General features: G+C 33.3%; 20 protein-coding genes, 1 pseudogene, 1 riboswitch and 2 other annotated features. Of the genes and pseudogenes, 14 read left to right on the top strand and 7 right to left on the bottom strand.

Translation table 11 applies throughout. The annotated features are described in order from the left end of the window. Positions 1–7: 7 nt before the first annotated feature. The 3 genes from MHB70_RS10450 to MHB70_RS10460 form a co-directional block, all read right to left on the bottom strand. A complete protein-coding gene (locus MHB70_RS10450; RefSeq protein WP_061529958.1) occupies positions 8–661 on the bottom strand; it encodes a DUF7018 domain-containing (lipo)protein in 654 nt (217 codons plus the stop codon). A 537-nt stretch (positions 662–1,198) separates the two neighbouring features. Beyond that, a complete protein-coding gene (locus MHB70_RS10455) occupies positions 1,199–2,566 on the bottom strand; it encodes an alanine/glycine:cation symporter family protein (protein ID WP_000451042.1) in 1,368 nt (455 codons plus the stop codon). A gap of 107 nt (positions 2,567–2,673) precedes the next feature. Continuing rightward, positions 2,674–2,794: riboswitch (glycine riboswitch) on the bottom strand. Positions 2,795–3,002: 208 nt separating this feature from the next. After that, positions 3,003–3,584, bottom strand: a complete 582-nt coding sequence (locus MHB70_RS10460) for a hypothetical protein (protein ID WP_000721822.1) — start codon at positions 3,582–3,584, stop codon at positions 3,003–3,005. A 342-nt stretch (positions 3,585–3,926) separates the two neighbouring features. On the opposite strand from MHB70_RS10460, the pseudogene MHB70_RS10465 reads away from it, so the two are divergent. The 9 genes and pseudogenes from MHB70_RS10465 (at position 3,927) to MHB70_RS10505 (ending at position 14,720) form a co-directional block, all read left to right on the top strand. Beyond that, positions 3,927–4,147 (top strand): annotated as a pseudogene (locus MHB70_RS10465) (hypothetical protein). Positions 4,148–4,359: 212 nt separating this feature from the next. Continuing rightward, entirely contained in the window at positions 4,360–4,980 is a 621-nt protein-coding gene (locus MHB70_RS10470) for a DUF4937 domain-containing protein (RefSeq protein WP_000925134.1), read from the top strand. 185 nt (positions 4,981–5,165) lie between these two features. Beyond that, positions 5,166–5,873, top strand: a complete 708-nt coding sequence (gene rluF, locus MHB70_RS10475) for a 23S rRNA pseudouridine(2604) synthase RluF (RefSeq protein ID WP_001222161.1) — start codon at positions 5,166–5,168, stop codon at positions 5,871–5,873. 121 nt (positions 5,874–5,994) lie between these two features. Then, positions 5,995–6,218, top strand: a binding site (T-box leader). 35 nt (positions 6,219–6,253) lie between these two features. After that, positions 6,254–6,476 (top strand) — a binding site (T-box leader). 44 nt (positions 6,477–6,520) lie between these two features. Continuing rightward, a complete protein-coding gene (gene thrS / locus MHB70_RS10480) occupies positions 6,521–8,443 on the top strand; it encodes a threonine--tRNA ligase (RefSeq protein ID WP_000663078.1) in 1,923 nt (640 codons plus the stop codon). Between the two features lie 249 nt (positions 8,444–8,692). Next, the gene (locus tag MHB70_RS10485; protein WP_000106414.1) at positions 8,693–9,460 is read left to right on the top strand and encodes an ABC transporter ATP-binding protein; all 768 of its coding nucleotides are present in this window, start codon (positions 8,693–8,695) and stop codon (positions 9,458–9,460) included. Between the two features lie 11 nt (positions 9,461–9,471). Further along, positions 9,472–11,355 carry an FtsX-like permease family protein gene (locus MHB70_RS10490; protein WP_000897866.1) on the top strand — a complete coding sequence of 628 codons (1,884 nt, stop codon included), beginning with the start codon at positions 9,472–9,474 and terminating at the stop codon, positions 11,353–11,355. A 289-nt stretch (positions 11,356–11,644) separates the two neighbouring features. Continuing rightward, on the top strand, positions 11,645–12,676 hold the full coding sequence (locus MHB70_RS10495; protein ID WP_061529959.1) for an alpha/beta hydrolase: 1,032 nt from the start codon (positions 11,645–11,647) through the stop codon (positions 12,674–12,676). A 225-nt stretch (positions 12,677–12,901) separates the two neighbouring features. Next, positions 12,902–13,768, top strand: a complete 867-nt coding sequence (locus MHB70_RS10500; protein WP_000470649.1) for an ABC transporter permease subunit — start codon at positions 12,902–12,904, stop codon at positions 13,766–13,768. A 1-nt stretch (position 13,769) separates the two neighbouring features. After that, entirely contained in the window at positions 13,770–14,720 is a 951-nt protein-coding gene (locus MHB70_RS10505) for an ABC transporter permease (RefSeq protein WP_061529960.1), read from the top strand. A gap of 96 nt (positions 14,721–14,816) precedes the next feature. Here MHB70_RS10505 and MHB70_RS10510 read toward each other — a convergent pair whose 3' ends face one another. Together MHB70_RS10510 and MHB70_RS10515 are read right to left on the bottom strand one after the other, a co-directional pair. Beyond that, the gene (locus MHB70_RS10510; protein WP_000467253.1) at positions 14,817–16,517 is read right to left on the bottom strand and encodes a pyruvate oxidase; all 1,701 of its coding nucleotides are present in this window, start codon (positions 16,515–16,517) and stop codon (positions 14,817–14,819) included. An 81-nt stretch (positions 16,518–16,598) separates the two neighbouring features. Then, the gene (locus MHB70_RS10515; RefSeq protein WP_000440622.1) at positions 16,599–17,336 is read right to left on the bottom strand and encodes a ZIP family metal transporter; all 738 of its coding nucleotides are present in this window, start codon (positions 17,334–17,336) and stop codon (positions 16,599–16,601) included. 155 nt (positions 17,337–17,491) lie between these two features. Here MHB70_RS10515 and MHB70_RS10520 point away from each other — a divergent pair, with 155 nt between their 5' ends. Further along, positions 17,492–18,358: an MBL fold metallo-hydrolase gene (locus MHB70_RS10520; protein ID WP_001184102.1), complete on the top strand. Its 867-nt coding sequence runs from the start codon at positions 17,492–17,494 to the stop codon at positions 18,356–18,358. Positions 18,359–18,524: 166 nt separating this feature from the next. On the opposite strand, the gene MHB70_RS10525 is transcribed toward MHB70_RS10520, so the two are convergent. Together MHB70_RS10525 and MHB70_RS10530 are read right to left on the bottom strand one after the other, a co-directional pair. Next, positions 18,525–19,466 carry a nucleoside hydrolase gene (locus MHB70_RS10525; protein WP_061529962.1) on the bottom strand — a complete coding sequence of 314 codons (942 nt, stop codon included), beginning with the start codon at positions 19,464–19,466 and terminating at the stop codon, positions 18,525–18,527. A 33-nt stretch (positions 19,467–19,499) separates the two neighbouring features. Then, positions 19,500–20,102 (bottom strand): DUF2441 domain-containing protein, encoded by a 603-nt coding sequence (locus tag MHB70_RS10530; protein WP_001001042.1) that lies wholly within the window; start codon positions 20,100–20,102, stop codon positions 19,500–19,502. Between the two features lie 223 nt (positions 20,103–20,325). Between MHB70_RS10530 and MHB70_RS10535 the strand changes: the two genes are divergently transcribed. The 4 genes from MHB70_RS10535 (at position 20,326) to MHB70_RS10550 (ending at position 22,611) form a co-directional block, all read left to right on the top strand. Further along, positions 20,326–20,808, top strand: a complete 483-nt coding sequence (locus MHB70_RS10535) for a hypothetical protein (protein WP_001143399.1) — start codon at positions 20,326–20,328, stop codon at positions 20,806–20,808. A gap of 175 nt (positions 20,809–20,983) precedes the next feature. Then, positions 20,984–21,409 carry a DMT family transporter gene (locus MHB70_RS10540; protein ID WP_000676418.1) on the top strand — a complete coding sequence of 142 codons (426 nt, stop codon included), beginning with the start codon at positions 20,984–20,986 and terminating at the stop codon, positions 21,407–21,409. Between the two features lie 19 nt (positions 21,410–21,428). Further along, complete coding sequence (locus tag MHB70_RS10545; RefSeq protein ID WP_000431587.1) at positions 21,429–22,124, top strand: Crp/Fnr family transcriptional regulator; 696 nt, start codon at positions 21,429–21,431, stop codon at positions 22,122–22,124. A 16-nt stretch (positions 22,125–22,140) separates the two neighbouring features. Next, positions 22,141–22,611, top strand: coding sequence for a DMT family transporter (locus MHB70_RS10550; RefSeq protein WP_000578999.1), 471 nt, complete (start codon positions 22,141–22,143; stop codon positions 22,609–22,611). Positions 22,612–23,218 lie beyond the last annotated feature (607 nt).

Raw genomic sequence — 23,218 nt, forward strand, 5'->3', positions numbered from 1 at the left:
TTCAGCCTTACTGTGTTTTTCTAGAAATACTATCTGTTGCTTCCTCAAAAAGCTTTGAACCATCTTTAGCTTTCGTTAATGACTGATTCATCTTACTTTCGTTTTGTTCTTCTATTGCATCAAAAAGAAGTGCAAATACTTCATTATAAAGTTCCATTGATTGTTTTATATTTTCTTGTTCTACTTTTAACTCAGGCGGTGCTTGGAGGTTTCTTAACTTTGTTACATATGCTTTTGCTCCACCTATACTTAATTGTACTTCACTTTTCTTTTGACTATATGACTTAACATCTGAACTTGCTACCTTTTCCATTAATTTCAAAACATCATCAACTTTAGTAGCATTTTCTACTATTTCTGACTTGTATTTCTCAACTTCTGAACCACTTAACTTTGCAGTGGATGAACTAGAGGAAGTAGATGATTTTGAATTGTTAGAAGAAGAACTTGGTTTACTACTTGATGAGTTACTGTTTGCATCTTTACCATTCGCTGCAGATAAGCTATCATCTTTTTTACTATCGGTTGACTTACTCTCTTTCTCCATCTTTTGCGTTTCTTCTTTCTTTGGTTCCGCTTTCTTACTATCAGTTTCAATTGTAATACAACCACTTAATAACATAACTGGTAATGCTAAACTTACTAATTTCTTTGCTTTCATGATTCTTAATACCCCTTTATTTGTAAGATTTAGTGCAAACAAGTTAACATACTTAACTAAGAAGTTTTCTCCGAATAACATCTTAGAATCGTCTATCTATAGATTACCTTTATATTACATAATCTTCAAGAGTTTTCCTTTTGTAATTTTCTGGTTATTAAGTTGTGATTTGTATTGATTTGTATATAATCAACTGGACTTTAAAGTTTTTTGATAATACTGCTTAAAAAAAGAGGGGATTCTTACAGAGATATTTATGTTGAGTTTTGTTCTATTTTAGCATTACTTCACTATAATTTATGTGTGATGCTAATGATTTTTAGAGTAACCAACACTGATCAATTTAAATGAAGTTTACTTAAAAAATAAAAGAATATGCTAAACATATTCTTTTATTTACTTTAATGGAATTTTTTTAATAATATAAAATAAAAAGCCCTACATTTTGACCAATTTCTTTTTCAAAATGTAGGGCTGTATTCTATATAAAATTAATATTTATAGTGAAATTTGAACTGCAGTTATTTTAAACATAGATTAACTTGCCTGTTTTTTATGATTTTCTTTCAATTTTTCTGCTTGTAAAAAGCGATTTGTTTCAGCGACAACGATACCACTTAATCCGATTAATCCGATTAAGTTTGGAATTGCCATAAGTCCATTTGCAATATCAGCAAATGTCCATACGATACCAAGTTTTAAATTGGCACCAATCGCAATCATCACGATAAAGATTGCTTTATAATATCGAACAGCACCTTCTCCAAATAAATAAGCGACACATTTCTCACCGTAATATGACCAGCCTAAAATAGTAGAGTAGGCGAATAAAATTATGGCAATACCAAGGATCATACTACCAGCGGTGCCGAATACAGATTGGAATGCAAGTGTTGTAGCTTCAACACCGGTTTTACCGGATTTCCATGCTCCAGTTGTAATTAATACAAGTCCTGTAATTGTACAGACGATAAATGTATCAAGAAAAGTACCAGTCATAGAAACTAAAGCTTGTTTTGCAGGTGAATCTGTTTTTGCTGCAGCGGCCGCAATAGGAGCACTACCTAAACCAGCTTCGTTCGCAAATACACCGCGCGCCATTCCGATTTGAATAGCTGATGCGACTGTTGCTCCAATAAAACCACCTGCGGCTGCTGTACCTTGAAATGCACCAGAAAAAATAAGTGAAAATGCTTCTGGAATTTGATCAAAGTGATAGAAAATAATAATAAGACCAGCAATTATATAAAAGAAAGCTTTAATAGGAACGATAAATCCCGTTACTTTCCCGATTTTTTTTACACCGCCTAAAATAACAATAGCGATTAAAAATGACATTAATATACCAGTTAAAGCAGGGGGGAAAGAGAAATTAATTCGCATTGCCTCTGCAACTGAGTTAGATTGCACCATATTACCGATCCCGAAAGAAGCAGTTGTACCGAATATAGCGAATAAAACAGCAAGCCATTTCTTACCTAAGCCACGCTCTAAATAATACATTGGTCCACCTGAATATTCACCATTTTCATTACTAACACGGTATTTCACTGCTAGAATTGCTTCGGCATACTTTGTTGCCATTCCGAATAAAGCGGTAATCCACATCCAAAAAATTGCACCAGGACCACCAATTGTAACAGCTGTTGCAACACCGGCGATATTTCCCATACCAATCGTTGCGGCCATAGCTGTCATGAGTGCTTGGAAGTGGCTAATATCTCCAGAAGATGACGTATCTTCTGACTTTTTAAATGCTATTTTGTGAGCGTATAATAGTTTACTAAACTGTAAACCTTTCAAACGCACTGTGAGAATGATACCAGTACCAACGAGTAGCAACAAAGTTGGCAATCCCCACACGTAATGATTCATTTGTTCTAATACTTTACTTACTGTCTCCATCTTTATTCTCCTTTTTTAGAAAAAATAAAAACCACTTCAAGTAAATGAAATGGTCTCTGGAGAAACAAGGAATAGAAAAATAAACCGATACAAATCGGCATTTTCCTTCGCTTGTCTCTGTCCTTTTTACCTGAGAGATTATCCGCTAAAATAGCGGATTTGCTCCTTCGGCGCTCTTTTTCCTCCGCGCTATTAAAAGCGAGAGGGAGTCTCTCCAGAGATTCGTCCCCATGCAGTTCTACTTGTAACCAAGACCTGAGAGTTTCAAAGTTGGTATTACAACTTTTTGCCCCGTCGGTAGATCAATTGACCTTCTCCTGAATGGTTCATCCGAATTATAAAATTAATATACACATTGAATGTAAATCAATAAAAATATTATAGACAGATAAACTGTGAATTGCAATCTTTTTTTATTTTAAAATAGTAAACAGTTTTATTTTTTAGAAATTCCTAATTTATCTTTAATTTCATTTAAAGTAGATAAAGCGATGACAATATGTTGATCGGCAAGCCCTAAAGCCTGTTTTGTATTTTCAATTATTTCATTGGCAGGAGTAGAATTATTGTATTTATCAATAATTAAATCTGCTGCATTTTTCATGTAATTTGATGCGGATTTAAACTGAGTTGTGAATTGGATTAGTTGTTTTTGTATATGTATATCCGTTATGTTTTCTTCGATTTTTATCGTGTCTATTTCGTTCATAAGTGTTTCATACTGTTTGGAAACAGCACTCATTGTAACTAATAGTTTATTTCTATCCACTGAATCTCCGTTCGTGTTCATCTCTTCCCAGGCAGGCAACCAATCTTTTTCGATAATGTCATTATAATTAGTAGTCAATTCCTTAATTTTAGGTTGTAATTTAGTTTTGAAAGTTTTTGTATCCACTGTTTCTACAGTTTCTTTTTCATTATCAGTTTTATTTTTACCATTAGTTACGTAGAAAATCGTACCGAAAATGATGAAAATAGAAATAACTACTGTCCATTTAGTAAAAAGAATTTTCTTCAATATGTAACGCCTCCAAAATTTAAAAACTTATAATTATAATATATAACAATAATGTTGTTTTAAATAGAGAAAATAAAGTTAGAAGTGATTTGAATTACATCTTTTTTATACGTAACTAATTAAAATTAGTAAAAAGATGAAAGGAATATGTAAGAAAGGGGAATCTTAGTGAAAGTGAATAAAAGAAAACTAGTTTTAAATATTGTAACGGCTATGTTATTAATTGGTGTATCTCGCATTAACGGGCAGTAAGACCCCCACTTCAAAATGCAGCGAAAGCAAAGAAGTTAGGTGGGGGATGAAGAATCCCAAAATGAGTAAAGTTTCACTTTATTTGCACTCATTTATGTAGACAAAGAATCTAAAATTGAAAAATTTCCAGTACCAATGTCAGCAATCCATATTAATGATGATAATGAAGAGGTTTATACATATATAAGTGTAATGCTTATTATAAAGGCAAGTGGATGGGAGCCAGCCTAGTTAGTTTTAAAAAAGTGGAACGAAAGGTAAATGTAAAACATTATCCGAGAGAAATTATGTATTATTTATTTGAGCAATAGATATACAAGGGAGAAAAGATTTCGATGTAATTCCTATAGAGCTACATTTTTTATATTCCGAATTATTTGAAATGAAAACAGATAGATGGTTTGATAGATATAGTGCAAAAAAATGATTATTTGTACAAAAGTAGAAGTTTTTAGTTACCATAGTTTTATTATGTAAATTAATTGTTGTAAGAGAGAGATTGTATAATAAGGGGGAAGTAGAAATGTTACTAAAAACAATATTTTGCAAAGTGGGAGAAGAGAAAAGGGAGATGTTTTCGGCTGCTCAAGAAAAATGGCGTGATTTACAACATTTAGATGGTTTTCATGGGCAATTTGGTGGATGGAATGAAGATGAGGCATGTGTATATACTTTATGGGAAGATAGAAGTGCATATCAATCATTTATGAACGGTGCTCACGATACAATTTATTTAAATAGTAATCAAAAAGATACGTTTCTTTCATGTGAAATTGAACTATTTCAAACGTTGTATGATATAAATGATAAGCCTTTGCAAAACGTTGTTACAGAAGGATCATTCGTAAGAGTTGCCATATGTGATGTAAAGGGAGAAAAAGAAAATCATTTTTTACATAAGCAAGAAACAATTTGGAATAAAGGAATGGAGAATGCAAAAGGGATGTTAGGTGGAGTAGTTGCGAAGTCTTTAAAAAATGAAACTCGTTACATAGTATTAACTTATTGGGAAGATGAAATGGCGCATCAATATTATGTGGAAGAGGGTTTTCCCATGTTGTATAAACTGGCTAACATTCATGAAGATATAGAAGAGATAAGAAGTAAACAAGCTGTATGTAAGGAAGAATGGCTTGTATATTAAGTGCAGAAAAAGTGTATAAATGAATGTATAATAAAGATAATTTCTTGTAAACAAGAAATTAATAGAAGACGTCATATACCCTTTCATGTTAATATATTTAAGTTAAAATAGGAGGCTTACCCTTTTGTATTGTACGGTAGAAGCAGTGTGAGCTTGAAATTTTTTATGAAAAGGATGTGCCTAACTTGCGTATCAATAAATTTATTAGTGAAGCTGGAAAAGCGTCTCGACGCGGAGCAGATAAATTAATTAATGAGAGAAGAGTAATTATTAACGGTAAGGTTGCAAAAATTGGTGACCAAGTAAATCCAGGTGATGATGTACGAGTGAATGGAGAGCAACTTCGTATTGCTCGAGACCATGTGTATATCGCTTTAAATAAACCAGTAGGTATTACATGTACAAGTGAAAAAGCAGTAAAAGGTAATATTATTGATTTAGTGAATCACCCTTTACGTATTAGTCATATTGGACGTCTCGATAAAGACTCAGACGGTTTAATTTTGTTAACGAATGATGGCGATATCGTTAATGAGATTTTACGTGCTGAAAACAAGCATGAGAAAGAATATATCGTTTCAGTGGATAAGCCAATTACACCTGATTTCTTAGAGAAAATGGCAGCGGGAGTTAAAATTTTAGGTACAAAAACACTTCCTTGTGAGGTTACACAGTTATCAAAATATGAGTTCCAAATTATTTTAACACAAGGGCTGAATCGTCAAATTCGCCGTATGTGTGAAGCTTTAGGTTATCAAGTATATACGTTAAAACGTACGAGAATTATGAATATAGAATTGAATAATTTACCAGTTGGGCAGTGGAGAGATTTATCGAAGAAAGAGAAAAGACGTCTATTTTCAGATTTAAATTACGAACCACAAGATTGGTAAAATTGTGAAGTGAAACCAAAAAAATTTGGTTTCACTTTTTTAAATTAAATAAATAATTTTTTTAAACACTTGCAAAAATAAAATGAATAAGATATATTAAATAACAATAAATGGATGTTTTATAAAAGCAAAGAAAAGGACACGAGTTATTTTACCCGGTTATACAGAGAAGGAAGGAAAGCTGAGAACTTCCTAACGCAGAAAAATAACTTACCACCTTAGAGCTGCACTGGGGAAATGAAGTATCTAGTGCCGTGTATGCGACGTTATCGCAAAAGAAGCCATTATGTTTTTTGTGATGGGAATCTGGGTGGAACCACGGATATAAGCATATTCGTCCCTATTTTAGGGATGAATATGCTTTTTTGCATTCAATTTCATAATAAGCGAAGAAAAGGACACGAGTTATTTTACCCGGTTATACAGAGAAGGAAGGAAAGCTGAGAACTTCCTAACGCAGAAAAATAACTTACCACCTTAGAGCTGCACTGGGGAAATGAAGTATCTAGTGCCGTGTAAACGACGTTACCGTAAAAGAAGCCATTGTAGGTTTACAATGGGAATCTGGGTGGAACCACGGGTAAAAGCACGCTCGTCCCTATTTTAGGGATGAGTGTGCTTTTTATTATGAAATGGAGAGATGAAAAATGAAAGAACAGATGATTGAAATTAAATTTCCAGATGGTAGTGTTAAAGAATTTGTAAAAGGAATTACTTTAGAAGAAATTGCTGGATCAATTAGTAGTAGCTTGAAAAGGAAAGCAGTCGCGGGGAAAGTAAATGATCAGTTATATGATTTACGCCGAAATATTGAAGAAAATGCGGAAGTAGAAATCATTACTATAGATTCAAATGATGGAGTAGAAATTGCAAGACACTCTGCGGCACATATTTTAGCGCAAGCTGTAAAAAGATTATATGGTGATATAAATCTTGGGGTAGGGCCTGTTATTGAAAATGGATTTTATTATGATATGGATCTTCCAAGTAGTGTAAACGTAGAAGATTTACCAAAAATCGAGAAAGAAATGAGAAATATTATAAAAGAAAATATAAGTATAGAACGAGTTGAGGTTTCTCGAGAAGAAGCAGCAAAACTGTTTCAAGAAATGAACGATCGCTTGAAATTAGAACTTTTAGAAGCAATTCCTAGTGGGGAAAGTGTAACACTATATAAACAAGGTGAATTTGTAGATTTATGTAGGGGGCCACATGTACCATCTACAGGTTATTTGAAAGCATTTCAATTAACTCACGTTTCCGGTGCATATTGGCGAGGTGATAGTAATAACCAAGTGCTTCAGCGTATATATGGTGTTGCATTCTCTTCTCAAAAAGAGTTAGAAGAGTATTTACATTTTGTTGAAGAAGCAGCAAAAAGAAACCACCGTAAGTTAGGTAATGAACTTGAGTTATTTATGTTTTCTGAAGAGGCTCCGGGAATGCCATTTTATTTACCGAAAGGCCAAATTATTCGGAATGAATTAGAAGCATTTTTAAGAGAAATTCAAAAAGAATACAATTATCAAGAAGTACGCACTCCGTTTATGATGAACCAAGAAGTATGGGAGAGATCAGGGCACTGGGGCCATTATAAAGATAATATGTATTTCTCAGAAGTAGACAACAAAAGTTTTGCATTAAAGCCAATGAACTGTCCAGGACACATGCTTATGTTCAAAAATAAATTGCATTCTTATCGTGAATTACCAATTCGCATGTGTGAGTTCGGTCAAGTGCATCGCCATGAATTTAGCGGAGCGTTAAACGGATTATTAAGAGTACGTACTTTCTGCCAAGATGATGCTCATTTATTTGTAACACCAGAACAAATTGAGGATGAAATTAAATCCGTAATGGGGCAAATTGATTACGTATATAAAACTTTTGGATTCGAATATGAAGTGGAGCTGTCTACTCGTCCAGAAGATTCAATGGGTGACGATAAATTGTGGGAGCAAGCAGAAGCCGCATTAGAAAATGTATTACAGTCATTGAATTATAAATATAGACTAAATGAAGGTGACGGCGCATTTTATGGACCGAAGATTGATTTCCATATTAAAGATGCCTTAAATAGAAGTCACCAGTGCGGAACAATTCAGCTTGATTTCCAAATGCCAGAGAAATTCGATTTAAATTATATAGATGTGAAGAATGAAAAGAAAAGACCAGTTGTTATTCACCGAGCAGTTTTAGGTTCGTTAGACCGCTTTTTAGCAATATTAATTGAACACTTTGGAGGCGCGTTCCCGGCATGGGTAGCACCAGTTCAAGTGAAAGTAATTCCAGTTTCAAATGCAGTTCATGTACAATATGCAAATGAGGTTGCAGATAAATTAGCACAAGCTGGAGTTCGTATTGAACGAGATGTGCGAGACGAAAAGTTAGGATATAAAATAAGAGAAGCACAAATGCAAAAAATTCCTTATGTTCTTGTTATTGGGGATAAGGAAATGGAAAACGGATCTGTAAATGTACGTAAATATGGGGAAGAAAAGTCAGAAGTTGTTGCGCTAGATGTATTTGCGGCAAGTATGGAAGAGGAAATAAAGAATAGAAAATATTGATTAAAAAGAAAACACACCATTAGAATTTGGTGTGTTTTCTTGTTTACCTTACAAAAATGTAAGGTAAATGTAAGAGAAATCGAATGAACGAGTTTTAGAAAAGTGAGAATATGAAGGAGGAAAAAGGTTCATGTTACTTGTGCATCTCTTTCTGTTTGAAAAGCTAAAAAATAGTAAGATTTTACATGAGTGAAAAATAAGGATTATATGAAAAAAATAATACTATACAAAAGGGATGGAGTGAAAGAAATGTCAACAAATGTAGTTACTGTAGAAAGTGTAGAAAAAACGTATGGGAAAAGAAATGAGAATCAGTCAAAAGCATTAAGAGGCGTATCATTACATATTAAGGAAGGGGAATTCGTCGGGATCATGGGTCCTTCTGGATCTGGAAAAACGACTTTACTTAATGTGATTAGTACACTGGATCAAGCGACAGGTGGTAGTGTGACGATAGCTGGTACAAATATTACTTCTATGAAGGGGAATGCATTATCAGATTTTCGTTCTCAAAAATTAGGATTCATTTTTCAAGATTTTAACTTACTAGAAAACTTATCAATTTATGAAAATATTGCTTTGCCTCTTTCTTTGCAAGGTGTACCGTCAAGTGAGATTACAGGAAAAGTAAATGAGGTTGCGAAGAAATTAGGAATTACTGAAATTTTAACAAAATATCCGACTGCTGTTTCTGGTGGGCAAAAACAAAGAACAGCGGCAGCACGAGCTTTAGTACATAATCCGGCAATCGTATTAGCAGATGAACCAACAGGAGCACTTGATAGTAAAAATGCAAAAAGTTTATTAGAAGCAATGCAAGATTTACATGAAAATCACAATGTAAGTATTTTGATGGTTACACATGATGCGTTTAGTGCAAGTTACTGTGAGCGTATTTTATTCATTCAAGATGGTCTTCTTTATAAAGAATTAAATCGTCAAGGCACTCGAGAGAATTTCTATCAAGACATTTTAGGTGTGCTCGCTCATATGGGCTCAGCTGCTGAGTCTAAGTAGGGGGCGAAACAATGTTATTTAAATTATCACGTCATAGTATGAAAAAGATGTTAAAAGATTATATGGTTTTACTGATTGGTCTCGTTATTAGTATTAGTATTTTCTATATGTTCCAAACGATGGCGATGAACAGTGAATTTACAAAAGATAATAGTCTCATTAGTAGTATTAGACTCGTCTTCTGGGTAGGTGCAATATTACTTTCTTTCATAACTGTATTTTATATTATATATGCCAATTCTTTTTTACTTACATTAAGAAGAAAAGAACTTGGTATGTATATGATGCTTGGAGCGAAAAAGAAAAAAGTAGCACAGTTATTATTTATTGAAACATTCGGTATGGGTATTGTCAGTATTATTATCGGTATTTTAGTAGGAATGTTACTTGCAAGTGTAGCAGGAAATTTTTTAATGAATGGCATGGAAATTTCAGCAAAAGGTAGTTACGCATCTGTATACACACCAGCTATTTTAGTTACATCTATTTTCTTCTTAATACTATTTTTCATTACGGGTATAATGAATAGCATTCGATTGTTACGTAAAACAGAACTAGAGTTAATTCGTGAAGATGAAACACTAGATGAAGTAAAGAAAAGTAAAACTCGCATTATTATAATGACAGTACTGGGTGTATTACTAGTAAGTACAGGGTATTATTTTATGGTAAATATAAGAACATATGCTGAACTTGGTTTTATAATAGCGACGATTGTTACAACACTTGGAACGTACTTTATTTTTAGTTCATTGCTCCCATTTTTTGTGATGAAAATTAAGGGAAATAAAAAACGAAATGAAATGGGCTTAAATAGTTTTACATATGCACAGTTACGCTTTCGAGTAAATAGTTTATCGAGAGTATTAGGAACTGTAGCGATGTTAATTGCATTAGGTGCAGGGGCAATGACAGCAGGTATGGCATTTCAAAAAAATGTAGGCATTATGACAGATTTCTCACGTGTATATGATGTCGTAATTCATGATCCAAATGATCAAGATACAGCAGCATTAAAGGAAATGGAAATAGTTGAAGAAAGCAAGTATAAGTATAAAGTAGATGGAGAAGCGGTGTATTACTTACGTGACGATTTAACTGCGAAACCGCCACTTATTTCCGACCGCTTTAATATGGAAACTTTAAAAGAGCCTGCGCGTAAACGGGTGGCTGAACCTTTAACTGAACCTGTATATTCTGCTTTGGAAGCTCCCGAAGCAGTGAATAAACTTCCTCGTATGCCAAAAGATTGGGAAGATGCGGTTGTAAGAGAAATACAAATTACACATAATCAATTTAACGGAAAGCCTGTAAGAATTGCTGATGAAGAGCATTATAAAGGAATTCAAGGAACAGAACATACTGTAACATTAGCAAAAGTAGATGATATGAAAAAATATAAACCATTATTGATCGAAATAGACAAGAGACAAAAAGAACAAATTGAAAAAACAACAGGTGCAAAAGTAGACTTATTTACGAAAATGACAATTTATCAGTTTATGAACAGTTTCATGAGTGGGACAATGTTTATGGGGTTTTTCCTCGGAATTGCCTTTCTAGCAATGATGGCAAGTTCGCTTATGTTCAAAATATTAACGGGTGCTTCTCGTGATGTACGACGTTATGAAATGTTACGAAAAATAGGTGTTAGACGTAGTATGCTGACAAAAAGTATTTATAAAGAAATTTCATATTTATTTATCTTCCCAGCAATCATTGGAATTTCCCACGTTTTAGTAGGGCTTAACTTATTCAGTTTTATTTTAGTTGACCCGTTTGTAAAAGTGTGGGTGCCAATAGGGATTTTTTTAGTCATTTATTTCATCTATTACTGGATAACTGTTCAACTTTATAAAGGGATGGTAATGCCGAAAGAAGAAGTAGCGAAATAGTTTATGAAAAAAGTCCTTGTTTTGAAAACAAGGGCTTTTTTCTATGTTTGTGATACATAAATACGGTATGCAAGACGTTATTAAGTCTTCATAATAATAAAATATTGAAAATTAAGAAAATATTAAGAGTTTATATAGCGGAAAGTTAAGATGTGTATGGGACATTAGTAATGTACAAAAACATTGAGATGAAATTGGAAAGTGTACTGGTTTAGTACTTTTATTTTCTTGAGGTAGTTTTGCAGAAATAAATTGATATTTTATAAATTTAACAGAAAGGAAGCGTATTATGAAAAAGATAAAAAAATCAATAAAACTTATTGGAGTCATTACTATACTATTACTAACCATAGCACTAATATTTCCTACATGGACTTCGCAAATAAAGAGTAATAACAGTATAAGTACATTAGAACAAGTAGAGATAAATGGAAGTGGTCATGAGATTATGATACGTGGCAAAGATAAGAGGAATCCAGTAATTATCTTTGTTCATGGTGGACCAGGTTCTTCGGAAATACCATATGCTCAAAAATATCAATACTTATTGGAAGAGAAATTCACAGTTGTTAATTATGATCAAAGGGCAAGCGGGAAATCGTATCATTTTTTTGAAGACTATTCGAAATTATCATCAGACCTACTTGTAGAAGATTTATTAGCTATGACAGATTATGTTTCAAAACGTCTCAGTAAAGAAAAAGTAATATTGATTGGGCATTCTTACGGTACATATATTGGAATGCAAGCTGCCTATAAAGCTCCTGAAAAATATGAAGCGTATGTTGGTATAGGGCAGATGAGTGACACAGTAGAAAGTGAGATGGATAGTTTAAAATACGTTATTGAACAGGCGCAAAATGGGGGAAATGCGGAGGAGGTTTCATATTTAAAAGAGTTAACCGAAAAAATTAAAAACGGCGATACATACACTCCGAGAGATTATGTTACAAAATATGGTGGAACATCAAGACTCATTGAAAATCCAGATGGTGATAACATTCAGATGTTACTTAGTAATGAATATAACTTGTTAGACGTAATTCGTTATAACGTTGGATTATCACATTCCCAAACGGTCTTATTAGAAAAAGATTTAAAGAATCCATTACCTACTAAAGTAACTAAGCTAAAGCTACCATTTTATCTTCTTATGGGTAAATATGACTATAATACTTCATTTCATGCAGCTAAAAAATATTTTGATTTGATTGAAGCGGATCAAAAGGAATTTATAGCTTTTGAAAACTCAGCACATTACCCTCAATTTGAAGAAAAGGAAAAGTTTTATGAGTGGATGTGTGATACATTCGTAAAATAGAATTAAATACAAAAAGCACTTAGTTTAAAAATAAGTGCTTTTTTATAGTATGGAATTGATTAGGAAGGAAAATATTGGATAATGATCGAAAGATATAATACAACTTCCAAAAAATGACGGGAATTGCTATGTTTTTTAGAAAGAGGAGTTAATTTGTTAAAAGGTATAGGTACTATACATGGATTTTATTTCTGAATATTCATTTAAATAGAAAGGATAATAGTTATGTTCATTCGAATTGGTAAGTGGTGTGGAGTTACATGTTTACAATTATTTGCGGCACTTATTTGTATCCTTTTTTTAGGGGCACTTCCGCGTTTATTTAAAGGACTGCAAATTGATTTAATCGGTTTTTGGGACACAGTTCTGTTTCTCGGGGAGAAGTTACTAAAACCGGGTGAAATTACGTATGGATTTCGGAACTCAAGAAAGTTATTTCCACAAATATGGATTCATTATGTAGAGACAATGTTTGTATTTATTTCGGCATTTATACTTTCTTTACTCATTGCGTATGTTATCGTTGTGTGGGTATTGCAGCGCTCTCAATCAAAGCAACGTATATGGAATGGAGTTTTCGTCGCACTTGAAAGTATCCCGGACATTTTATTAATTTTATTATCTCAACTTCTAGTAGTAATTATCTTTCAAAAAACAGGATTTATGCCAGTGAAACATGCGGGATTTGGTGAGGATAGAGCTCGTATGTTACCAATAATATGTCTTGCTATACCTACAACGTTATTATTTATGAAGCTACTATTATTACGTTTTAGAGAAGAATTAGAGAAAGATTATAGCATATTTGCAAAGAGTAAAGGACTGAGTTTAAGACATGTTTTGACGCACCATATTTCAAGAAATGTCTTGTTAACAACAGTCTATTATGCAAAAACAAATATTTTATTTATGTTATCAAATTTATATATTATTGAATGGCTATTTAATACGTACGGCATGTTTGTTTTTTTAAAAGAAAATTCCAAATTAGAAATATTTACAGTGAGTTTAGTTATATTATACGTACCGCTTTTTATACTATTTCGTTTATTACATACGCTTTTAAAAAATGTTATAAAGGAGCGTGTGTAACATGTGGCAAGTTGTAAAAAGAGATGTGAGATTTTGGCTAGGTGTTACTTTTTTGAGTGTATTAATGATTGTTAGTATTGGAAATACGGTGTTTTTTGACGGAAATATTCGTGAATTAACAATGATGTATAACGAAAAAGGAGAATTAGAGGCTGCTCCGTTTTCACCATCGAGTAAATTTTGGTTTGGAAGCGATGAGAAAGGACGCGACCTTTTTCAGTTAATAATAGAAGGAGCGAAATGGACAGTTGGTGCTAGTATCGTTATCGCAATTTTACGTGTAGTAATTGGCGGAACGATTGGTTTATTGCTTGGTATGTACAGTAAACGCTCATTTTCAGTTATCTCATCTTTTTTTGATCCGTTTAGTATTGTACCGATGATTATGATTTCCTATTTTATGTTAAATGAAGTTTTAATGTTTGAAAGTGGAGAGGAGGCTGCTCCGTTTCACTTACGGGTTACGTTTCAAATTATAGTTCTTGCGTGCCTTGCTGTACCAACTGTTATGTTGTATACGGCGCAAGAAGTAAAGCGTATTAAGAATGAAGAATTTATGTTGGCTGCTACTGTGCTCGGAGGGAGTAAGTGGCAGCGGTTGAAACGCCATGTATGGCCACATATGTTACCATCATTTCTTTTATTAGTAGCCCAGCAATTTGTAAGCACCCTATTACTTCTCTTACATCTTGGTTTGTTAGAACTGTTTTTCGGCGGAACAATAATCTTTGGTATAGAGGCGGATAGTGTAACAAAAGAATGGACAGGATTAATTGGTCAAAACTTCCGTCATTTAACTACTCATACTTGGATCGTGGTCATACCAATTCTTTTTTATAGTATGACAATCTTATCTGGAAATTTGATTAGTAATAGTATGCAAGATGCAATTAAATTAGGAAATGTGAGAAGGCCAAAGGGGGAAAAGAAAAAAGGGAAAGTAGAGAAATAAATACAACCAACTATGAATGATTTTTCATTCTATAGAGAGGTACAAAAATAAAAAAAGATAGCTGAAGACAAATCGTTTTCAGCTATCTTTTTTCGTTTAAAGTGGAGGTAAATCAATTTTACCTTCTTCAAATAATTCTTTTATCATATGTTTCGTATAACCAGCTGCTTGACCAAATGTGATTTTTGCTGGCATTGGTGCTTCGTTTACATCTACAACTACATCAATAATACACGGCCTGTTTTGTTTTACTGCACTTTCGAAAGCAGGTAGTAGTTCATCTAATTTCTCAATACGGTAGCCAATACCGCCGCACGCCTCTGCATATTTTGCGAAATCTGGATTCGTTAAATCGGTGCCGAATTCGATATTACCCATAACTTCTTGTTCGAATTTAATCATGGCAATTTTATTATTGTTCAATACGACGACAACGATTGGTAGTTTATATTTTACAGCTGTTACAAAATCGTTCATAGTCATTCCAAATCCGCCGTCACCACAAACTGCAAATACTTGTTTATTCGGGAACGCAATTTTTCCAGCAAGTGCACCAGGTAAACCGCAGCCAAGTGTTGCGAGCCAGCTTGAAATGATAAATTGCTGGTTCGTCATACGGAAGTGCCTTGCTGTCCAGACCGTTACATTTCCGACATCAACTGAAAGAATGGCGTCATCTTCTGCTACTTGCTGCAATGCATGCATAACGCGTTGTGGTTTAATTGGAGTAGAGGAATCTTCTTCCTGACCGTGTAATTTTTCTTCCCACTTTTTCATCATTTCTTGATGATCCTCTAAGAAGGAATGGTCCTCGTGTTTTTCTACATTTTCAATTAACCATTTTAATGTTTTATCAGCATCACCGGCTAAGCCGATATCTGTCACATAACGCTTCCCGATTTGGGCAGGATCTGTATCGATATGAATTGTTTTTGCCTTTTCAGGTAAGAAACCAGTGAACGGATAAGAAGTACCCACCATAATTAAAGTATCCGCGTGTTTCATTGCTTCATAAGATGGTTTCGTTCCAATTAATCCTAATCCACCGATGCAAAGTGGGTGTTCATCAGGAACAATTCCTTTAGCTGGCAATGTAAGTACGATTGGAGCGCCGATATGTTCTGCGAATGCAAGTAAAGATTCTCTTGCATGTTTTGCGCCTTTACCTGCTAAAATAACAGGTTTTGTCGCTTCATTTATTGCGAGTTTCGCTGCATCTAAATCTTCTTTTTGCGGAAATAGCTCAGGCAATGTAAAAGAAGTGTTTGTAACACGAGCCCCATTTTTCACTTCGAATTTCGGAACGTCATCCGGAATAGTGAGAACAGATACACCTTTTTTCGTATAGGCCATACGAATCGCTTGATTCACTACAGCAGGTAGTTGCTCCGCTGACATAATGCGCTGGTTATACACTGCAACATCATCAAACAATCTTTCTAAGTTTACTTCTTGGAAAAAATCCGTTCCAAGTAAATCGGTTTCTACCTGTCCTGAAATTGCTAGCACAGGAGCCTTATCGAGTTTCGCATCATATAAACCGTTTAATAAATGAATAGCTCCAGGTCCTGCGATTGCCATACAAACACCGAGTTTCCCTGTTAATTTCGCATAAGCGGCCGCTGCTAATGCGCCAGCTTCTTCGTGGCGAACTTGAATGAATTTAATTTTATCTTGTTTTTTTCTTAAAGCTTCAATTATAGAATTAATAGAATCTCCAGGCATACCGTATATATGTTCTACTCCCCATTCAATTAATAAATCAACTAATGCTTCACCAGCTGTTTTCCCAAACATAATTGTTCCTCCTCATAATAGGTAGATAACATTATGTTTTGAAGAAAAAGGAAAAATATACAAATAATAAATTTTTTAGCTTTAATGATGAACAGCGAATAAAGTAAACACTGTTATTAGTAAAAAACCACTAGTTGCCCACATGAGAAATATAAGGAAAGAGAGCTGTTTCTTAGCTTTCCAAAGCATTTCATGAATTGTGACATAACCAAGTGAACCGATAGCGCTTCCCATAATGAGACCTTGTAAATGAAGAGCTTTTCCTTCCATTAAAATGCCAAACACCGTACCGGTACCGAGAATAAGAGAAAGTAATAACGTTGTTAATAGAAATGAAATATATTTATGTTTTGTAAAAAGAAAGGGGATAATTAAAGCTAATCCTTCTGGAATATGGTGAACGACGATTGCTATTAAAAAGGGGATGGCTGAGTCAGCATGATTAATAAAAGCTGTGCCTAACGCAAATCCACTCGGTATATTATGAATAAATATAGCGAAAGAGAGAAACAGGAATGTTTGCCATGCTTGTTGATCCTTTTTATGTATCATTGGATGGTGACAATAGTTATCTAATAAGCTCATAACTAAAATACCGATAGCTATACCAAGTATAGGACCAATCATTTCATAGCTTGAAAATGTTTCAGGAATAATTTCAAGGGATAAAAGGCCAAGCAAAATACCACCACATAATGCATATAAACGATGCATCTTTTCTTCAATTAGTTGACGTGTTGCAACTCCAACAGCACCTCCTAATAGTAATCCACCGAACGAAAAAAATGTTACAATCATTGGAATCCATAAACGCTCCATAATATCACACTCCGATTGTAGTCCCTTATTTTTAACTTACGAAAAGTTAAGTTGGATTAGTCCAAGTAATTGTGTTTGAGTATAGAGAAAAAACTAGCAATTCGTTATAATTTATATATTAAATTTAAGTGGGAATATGAAAAGGGGAATTGATTATGCAGCAAATTAAAAAAATAGGAAACTCATTTTGGTATATGACACCTGTTTCTGAAACAGATAGACCTATATTAGGAATGGTCGTTGGAAAAGAAAAAACTTTAATGATTGATGCAGGGAATTCAGAAGAACATGCACAATTGTTTTTAGAAATGCTAAAAGAACAGAATGTATCGAGTCCTGATTTCGTAGCACTAACGCATTGGCACTGGGATCATATTTTTGGATTACCTGTACTACAAGAGGCATTGTCTATTGCACATTCTGAAACGAAAAAAGAGATGAGTACACTTGTTTCTTATGAATGGACAGATGAAGCGTTGGACACACGTGTAAAAGAGGGTACTGAAATTGAATTTTGTGCGGAGTGTATCAAAAAAGAGTTTAATGAAAAAGCGAGAAATATTAAAATTATTCCTCCAACTTTAACATTCCAGAATCAACTTGAATTAGATCTTGGTGAAGTGACATGTGTGCTAAAGCATGTGGGCGGAGATCATTCACATGACTCTGTTGTTATGTATATAAAAGAAGAAAAGATATTGTTTTTAGGAGACTGTATATATGCAGATATTTTTTCTTCGAAGTGGAACTATACGACGAAACGAACGGTTACATTAATAGATGAATTAGAAAAATTTGATGCTGAGACATATATTCTTTCTCATGGGACAGCTATAAATCGGGAGGAGTTTTTAAAAGAAATACAATTGCTAAAAACAGTAGGAACATACACAGAAGCTCATAAAGGCGATGAAGAGAAGATAAAGGCAGCGTATAAACAAGAGCTAGATAGAGAATTAAATGAAGATGAGTTAGAAACAATAACGTATTTTGTAAATGGTTATGAAATGGTTAGCCAGTAAAACGCAACTCTAATCAAATAGCCTTAAACTGTACAAAAAGAGTATTGAAGTTTACTTCAATACTCTTTTTAATAAGTAAATATTAAGCCGCAACCAATTTGAGTTTTTTTGCAGGCTTATCATCTGAAGTTATACGACTTTATTTATTTTTCGTATAGATAGAATTTCAAGTGGAAGCTTTCTTTGCTAAGTCAGTTATATAGTTGAAAAAAACATTGTGGTTTACATTATAAACGACATTTACAGGTCGCCCATCATCAGTTTCCACTGTACGCCCTTGGCTAGGTCCGTATGTATGAACAATACTTTTAATCGTTTGTACCTTTGCAAGGTCAGCTTTCCCAACAAACGCAGCGGTTAATACATCCCACAAATAGTAAGTAGAGTTCGTTGAAAAGTGAACGAGAGGAGGAACCATCGCATAGCATTGACCAAGGAAATCAACACCAATATATCTACGCTCTTTTGCCCACTGTTCACGGATGTCTATTGTTAACGGAACTTGATTTGTACTTTCTAGTGTTACTAAGTCGATTTCAATCTTCGCCTCCCATACACGATCTACTGCTTCAGGGTCCCAAAACGAATTCCACTCAGCCGTTCCATCGTGTTCCGGCTCATGTACATTGCCTGCGGTCCGAAATGTACCGCCCATCCAAACGAGACGTTCAATTTTATCTTCGATTATAGGAGCCTCATATAATGCACGGGCTAGGTCAGTTAGCGGCCCTGTAAATAATAAAGTTGTTTTTCCTTCCGTTTGTAGAAGAGTTTCTATTAAATGATGATGCGCAGGTTTGGCTGCTGCAGGTGTTGCAACTTTTCCATACTCATTTAAAATGGGTAAAGCATCTACATAAAATGCATGCATTCGCCAGTCTTTCGGAAATGGATTTTTTCCACGAGAGTTTGACGCTGCTACTTCGATATTACCTTTGCCGAAGCGATCAATAATTTTACGACTTGCAGACATTGCGGGTTCTAAATAACAATCTGCAGGGATAACTGAAACACCTGTAAGTTCGACATTACCCATCTGGAGTAATAAAAATAGTGAAATTAGATCATCTACACCACCATCATGATTGAAGTACACCTTTTTCATCATTGTAATCTCCATTCTCTAATATTTAGCCAAGAATTAAATTTTAATTTTGGAAAAATCATCGATAATTTCCACCACCTGAATTTTCCCATTAATCAGTAGTTCAGGTAATTCGCTTTTGCTATTTCCTTTCCAATAGTCTCTAGCCTGTTCAATTTTTCTGGAGAAAGAAATACCATCTTCTTTTGGTAAAAGATTTCCGTCGCTTTCAAAAGAATTTCCACTCACTAGTAGCTTAACAATCTGTAAAACATCTCGGTTGTAAGAATCAAATAACGCTTTCCATTTCAAAGCATCTTCATAGCTTTTAGAAGCATATAAGCAAGATAACCTTGAAGGGTATTCAGGATATTCTTGAAGCCTAACCATTTCGACAATCGTTTCCCTAACGGCTCTAATTGTTTGATCCGTATATTTCATAACTACTTGAGCGTTTTCATTATTTATATGTAGTTCGTTATTTATATAATTGCTTTTTAAAATTTGAATAGAATCTTCGCCAGTAGCATTTAAGTGTTCTCTTTCAAAAAAGAAGTGATATAAAGTGTTAGTTTGATTATTATCAAAATGAATGATTTGTCCGATATTCATTTTTTTCTTTGTAACGATGTGATATGCGTAAAATTCTGCTTCATTCATAGTTATCCTCCTAGTAGTAATATATTTCAATGTTAAATTTAGTAATTCAACATTGAAATATATAAAACCTTTATAAGCATACAGTTATAGAATGGGAAGATTAGAGTGAAGAGTGAAAGAAATAAACGTAAACGCTTTCGAAATGTTCACAAAATGTTCACTTACGAAGGAGTTTCCAATATCGATATAATGGCAAAGACTCAAAGAGAAGGGATGATGAAAGTTGCCAACAACAAGAAAGGAAAACCTCCAATTCGGTATGATGATGTGCCTAGGGATGGTTATCGTAATGACATTTTACAATTTATTATTGAACGGAGCAGGAGGGCCAATTCATATTAAGGAGATCGCATTAGAACTACTAATTGGATTTATGATTGCGTTATTAATTGAGATATGTATCGTTGGACCTTGTGCGAAAAAAATTGTATTCGCGATACCGTTTAATAAATCGAAGAAAATAAATATTATAGTAGCGATGGCTACAGCTATGGTAATCGGAATGGTTTTCTTTATGTCATTTTACGGAATGGCTATGATGTATTTACATGGTGGACTACAAGGGGAATCATTTGTTTCAAGTTATTTTTCAATTTTTATTAAAAATTTCATTATGGCTTATCCATTACAATTAATTATTATGGGGCCGCTTGTGCGTTTCTTATTTGCGAAGTTTGTTATGAAGAAGACTGTTAATGTAGCGTAGTTATAATATGTAAAAAATTATATATTAATAAAAATATAAAAACACATCTCAAATTTTTGAGATGTGTTTTTTGTTCATTTCTAATTATTTTCATAGTGATGTGATATTTGTCCTTTTGCCTTTTAGGGTCATAGCTTTTAATTAAGTTAGAAATAAAAAATTAGGAGATGATTTTTTGAAAGGCATTGTATTTGCTGTTTTTGCTGGTGTATGTATAACACTTCAAGGAACCTTTAATGCGAAACTTAGTTCACATATCGGCATATGGTCAACGAGTATTATAACGCATTTAATTGGGTTCCTTATTGCAATAACTATATTTTTGTTAAAGAAAGAAGAGAAAGTAACGGATTTAAAGGGTGTGAAAAAAACATATTTAGTAGCCGGTGCATTTGGTGGATTCATTATTTGTGCAGAAACTATAGCGATATATTCAATGGGGGTTACATTGACAGCTGGCACACTTATGGTTGCTCAATTGTTAACAGCAACTTTCATTGAAATAAAAGGACTGTTCCATATAAAAAAGATACAGATGGAGAGATATCATATTGTGGGAACAATAGTAATGATTATAGGGATTGTAATATTTAATATGTGAATAGAAGGAGGAAATGAGAATGGAGAATAGATCAGATTTAATTATTCATTATTTGAAAACTAATAAAATATTTGAGATTTTTTCAGAAATAGATACAGCTTATTTTCAAATAAATCATTTTGAAAAAGGCAAGTTTATTTGCAATATAGATGACGAAATGGATCGTTTATATTTTGTAGTGAAAGGTAAAGTAAAAGTTTATACGATTACACCAGAAGGAAAGAAACTAATTCTTCGCTTTATCAATCCATTGGCGGTTGTTGGTGATCTTGAATTGATACAAAAAAGCAAGACTCATAATGTCGTTGAAGCTTGTTCAGATGTTGTAGCTATCTCCATTTCTAATACGGTTATTAGAAACAAGTTATTACATGATCCTATATTTATGAACTTCTTGCTTGAAAACATTGCGAACACGTTAAAAATATCGACCCGTTTTACAGCTCTAAATTTACTTTATCCAGTAGAAGTGCGTGTAGCTAGTTATTTACTATCAATTTCAACAGATAGTAACGGAAATATGTATAAAGAGGATTTAGATGCAACTTCCATATCAAGTATTGCTGATTTTATAGGAGTAAGTTATAGGCACGTAATTCGGGTGTTACAAAAATTAAATAAAGAAAAATTAATTGAAAAGAAAAATGGAGTTATCGTAATTAAAGATTTTTCTAGAATGAAGGAAGTTGCTAAAGATAATATATATGAGCAATGAAAGGGAGAGGAATATTTTGATTGGATTTAGTTTAGCTATATTTGCTGGAGTATTAATTAGCTTACAATCTATTTTTAACACAAAGGTCAATGAATGTGTAGGACAGTGGTTAACAACTGCATGTGTTCTTGGAATAGGTCTCATAAGTTCTGGTCTATTTTATATCATAACAGAGAAAAGTATTAGCATTAATTTTTACACTACAAATTATTTGTTTTATATAAGCGGATTGTTTGGCATTGGATTAATTATTTGTATAATGGGTGCAATAAAGAGTTTAGGTCCAGCGTATACGGTGTTAATTAGTCTTATTACACAATTAGTTGTTGCATTATGTATTGATACATTCGGATTGTTTGGAATGGAGAGCGTTCCAATACAAATAAATAAATTAGTTGGAATAGGTGTATTAATTGTAGGGGTAGGAATTTTTAAAAATCTATTTTCGAATAAGAAAGCTATTCATATAAACAAGGATAGGGTCTAAAGAATTTAAAGGAAAAAGGTGTTAATGATTAGAATAATTACACTTAGCTCGAATGGCTGAGGAACAATTAACTGGCCAATATAGATTAGACTAAGTTAAAGAAATGAAAAAAGAAACTATATATAAAACGGGTTCTTTTTTACATAAATTTCAAGAATTTTGATGGTGAACTAGAAAAATGGCTTCTCAAATTCTTTTAAAACGATCCTTTAAAGTGGAGTTAATAACATAGTATCATTAGGGAAAAAACCTCATATGAGTAGTCAGAGGGTGTTTAAATAGCATTTTGTTTTTATTTATAGTATTTAATAAACTATAATATAACTTCATTTAAAGGTATTTTGATTCTTAATTAAAAATAAAGTGGAAAATTAAGAATATGTTGATGTGGTGCGGTATGAAAGCTAGGTAGCATAAAGATTAATAATACAAAGATGAACAACATATAAATAAAGTTTATTCATATGTTCTATCTCCCCTGCAATTCCTAGTATTTTTGAAATCTATATATTTCTTCCTCATTTGTGGAAAATAAAACTAATGTTGGGACCAGTAATATTGTGGGGATTAGATAAAAATAGTTGTCCCTATATCGCCAGAATTTTAA

The organism is Bacillus sp. FSL M7-1020 (genome assembly GCF_038050415.1).
Taxonomy (GTDB): Bacteria; Bacillota; Bacilli; order Bacillales; family Bacillaceae_G; genus Bacillus_A; species Bacillus_A toyonensis.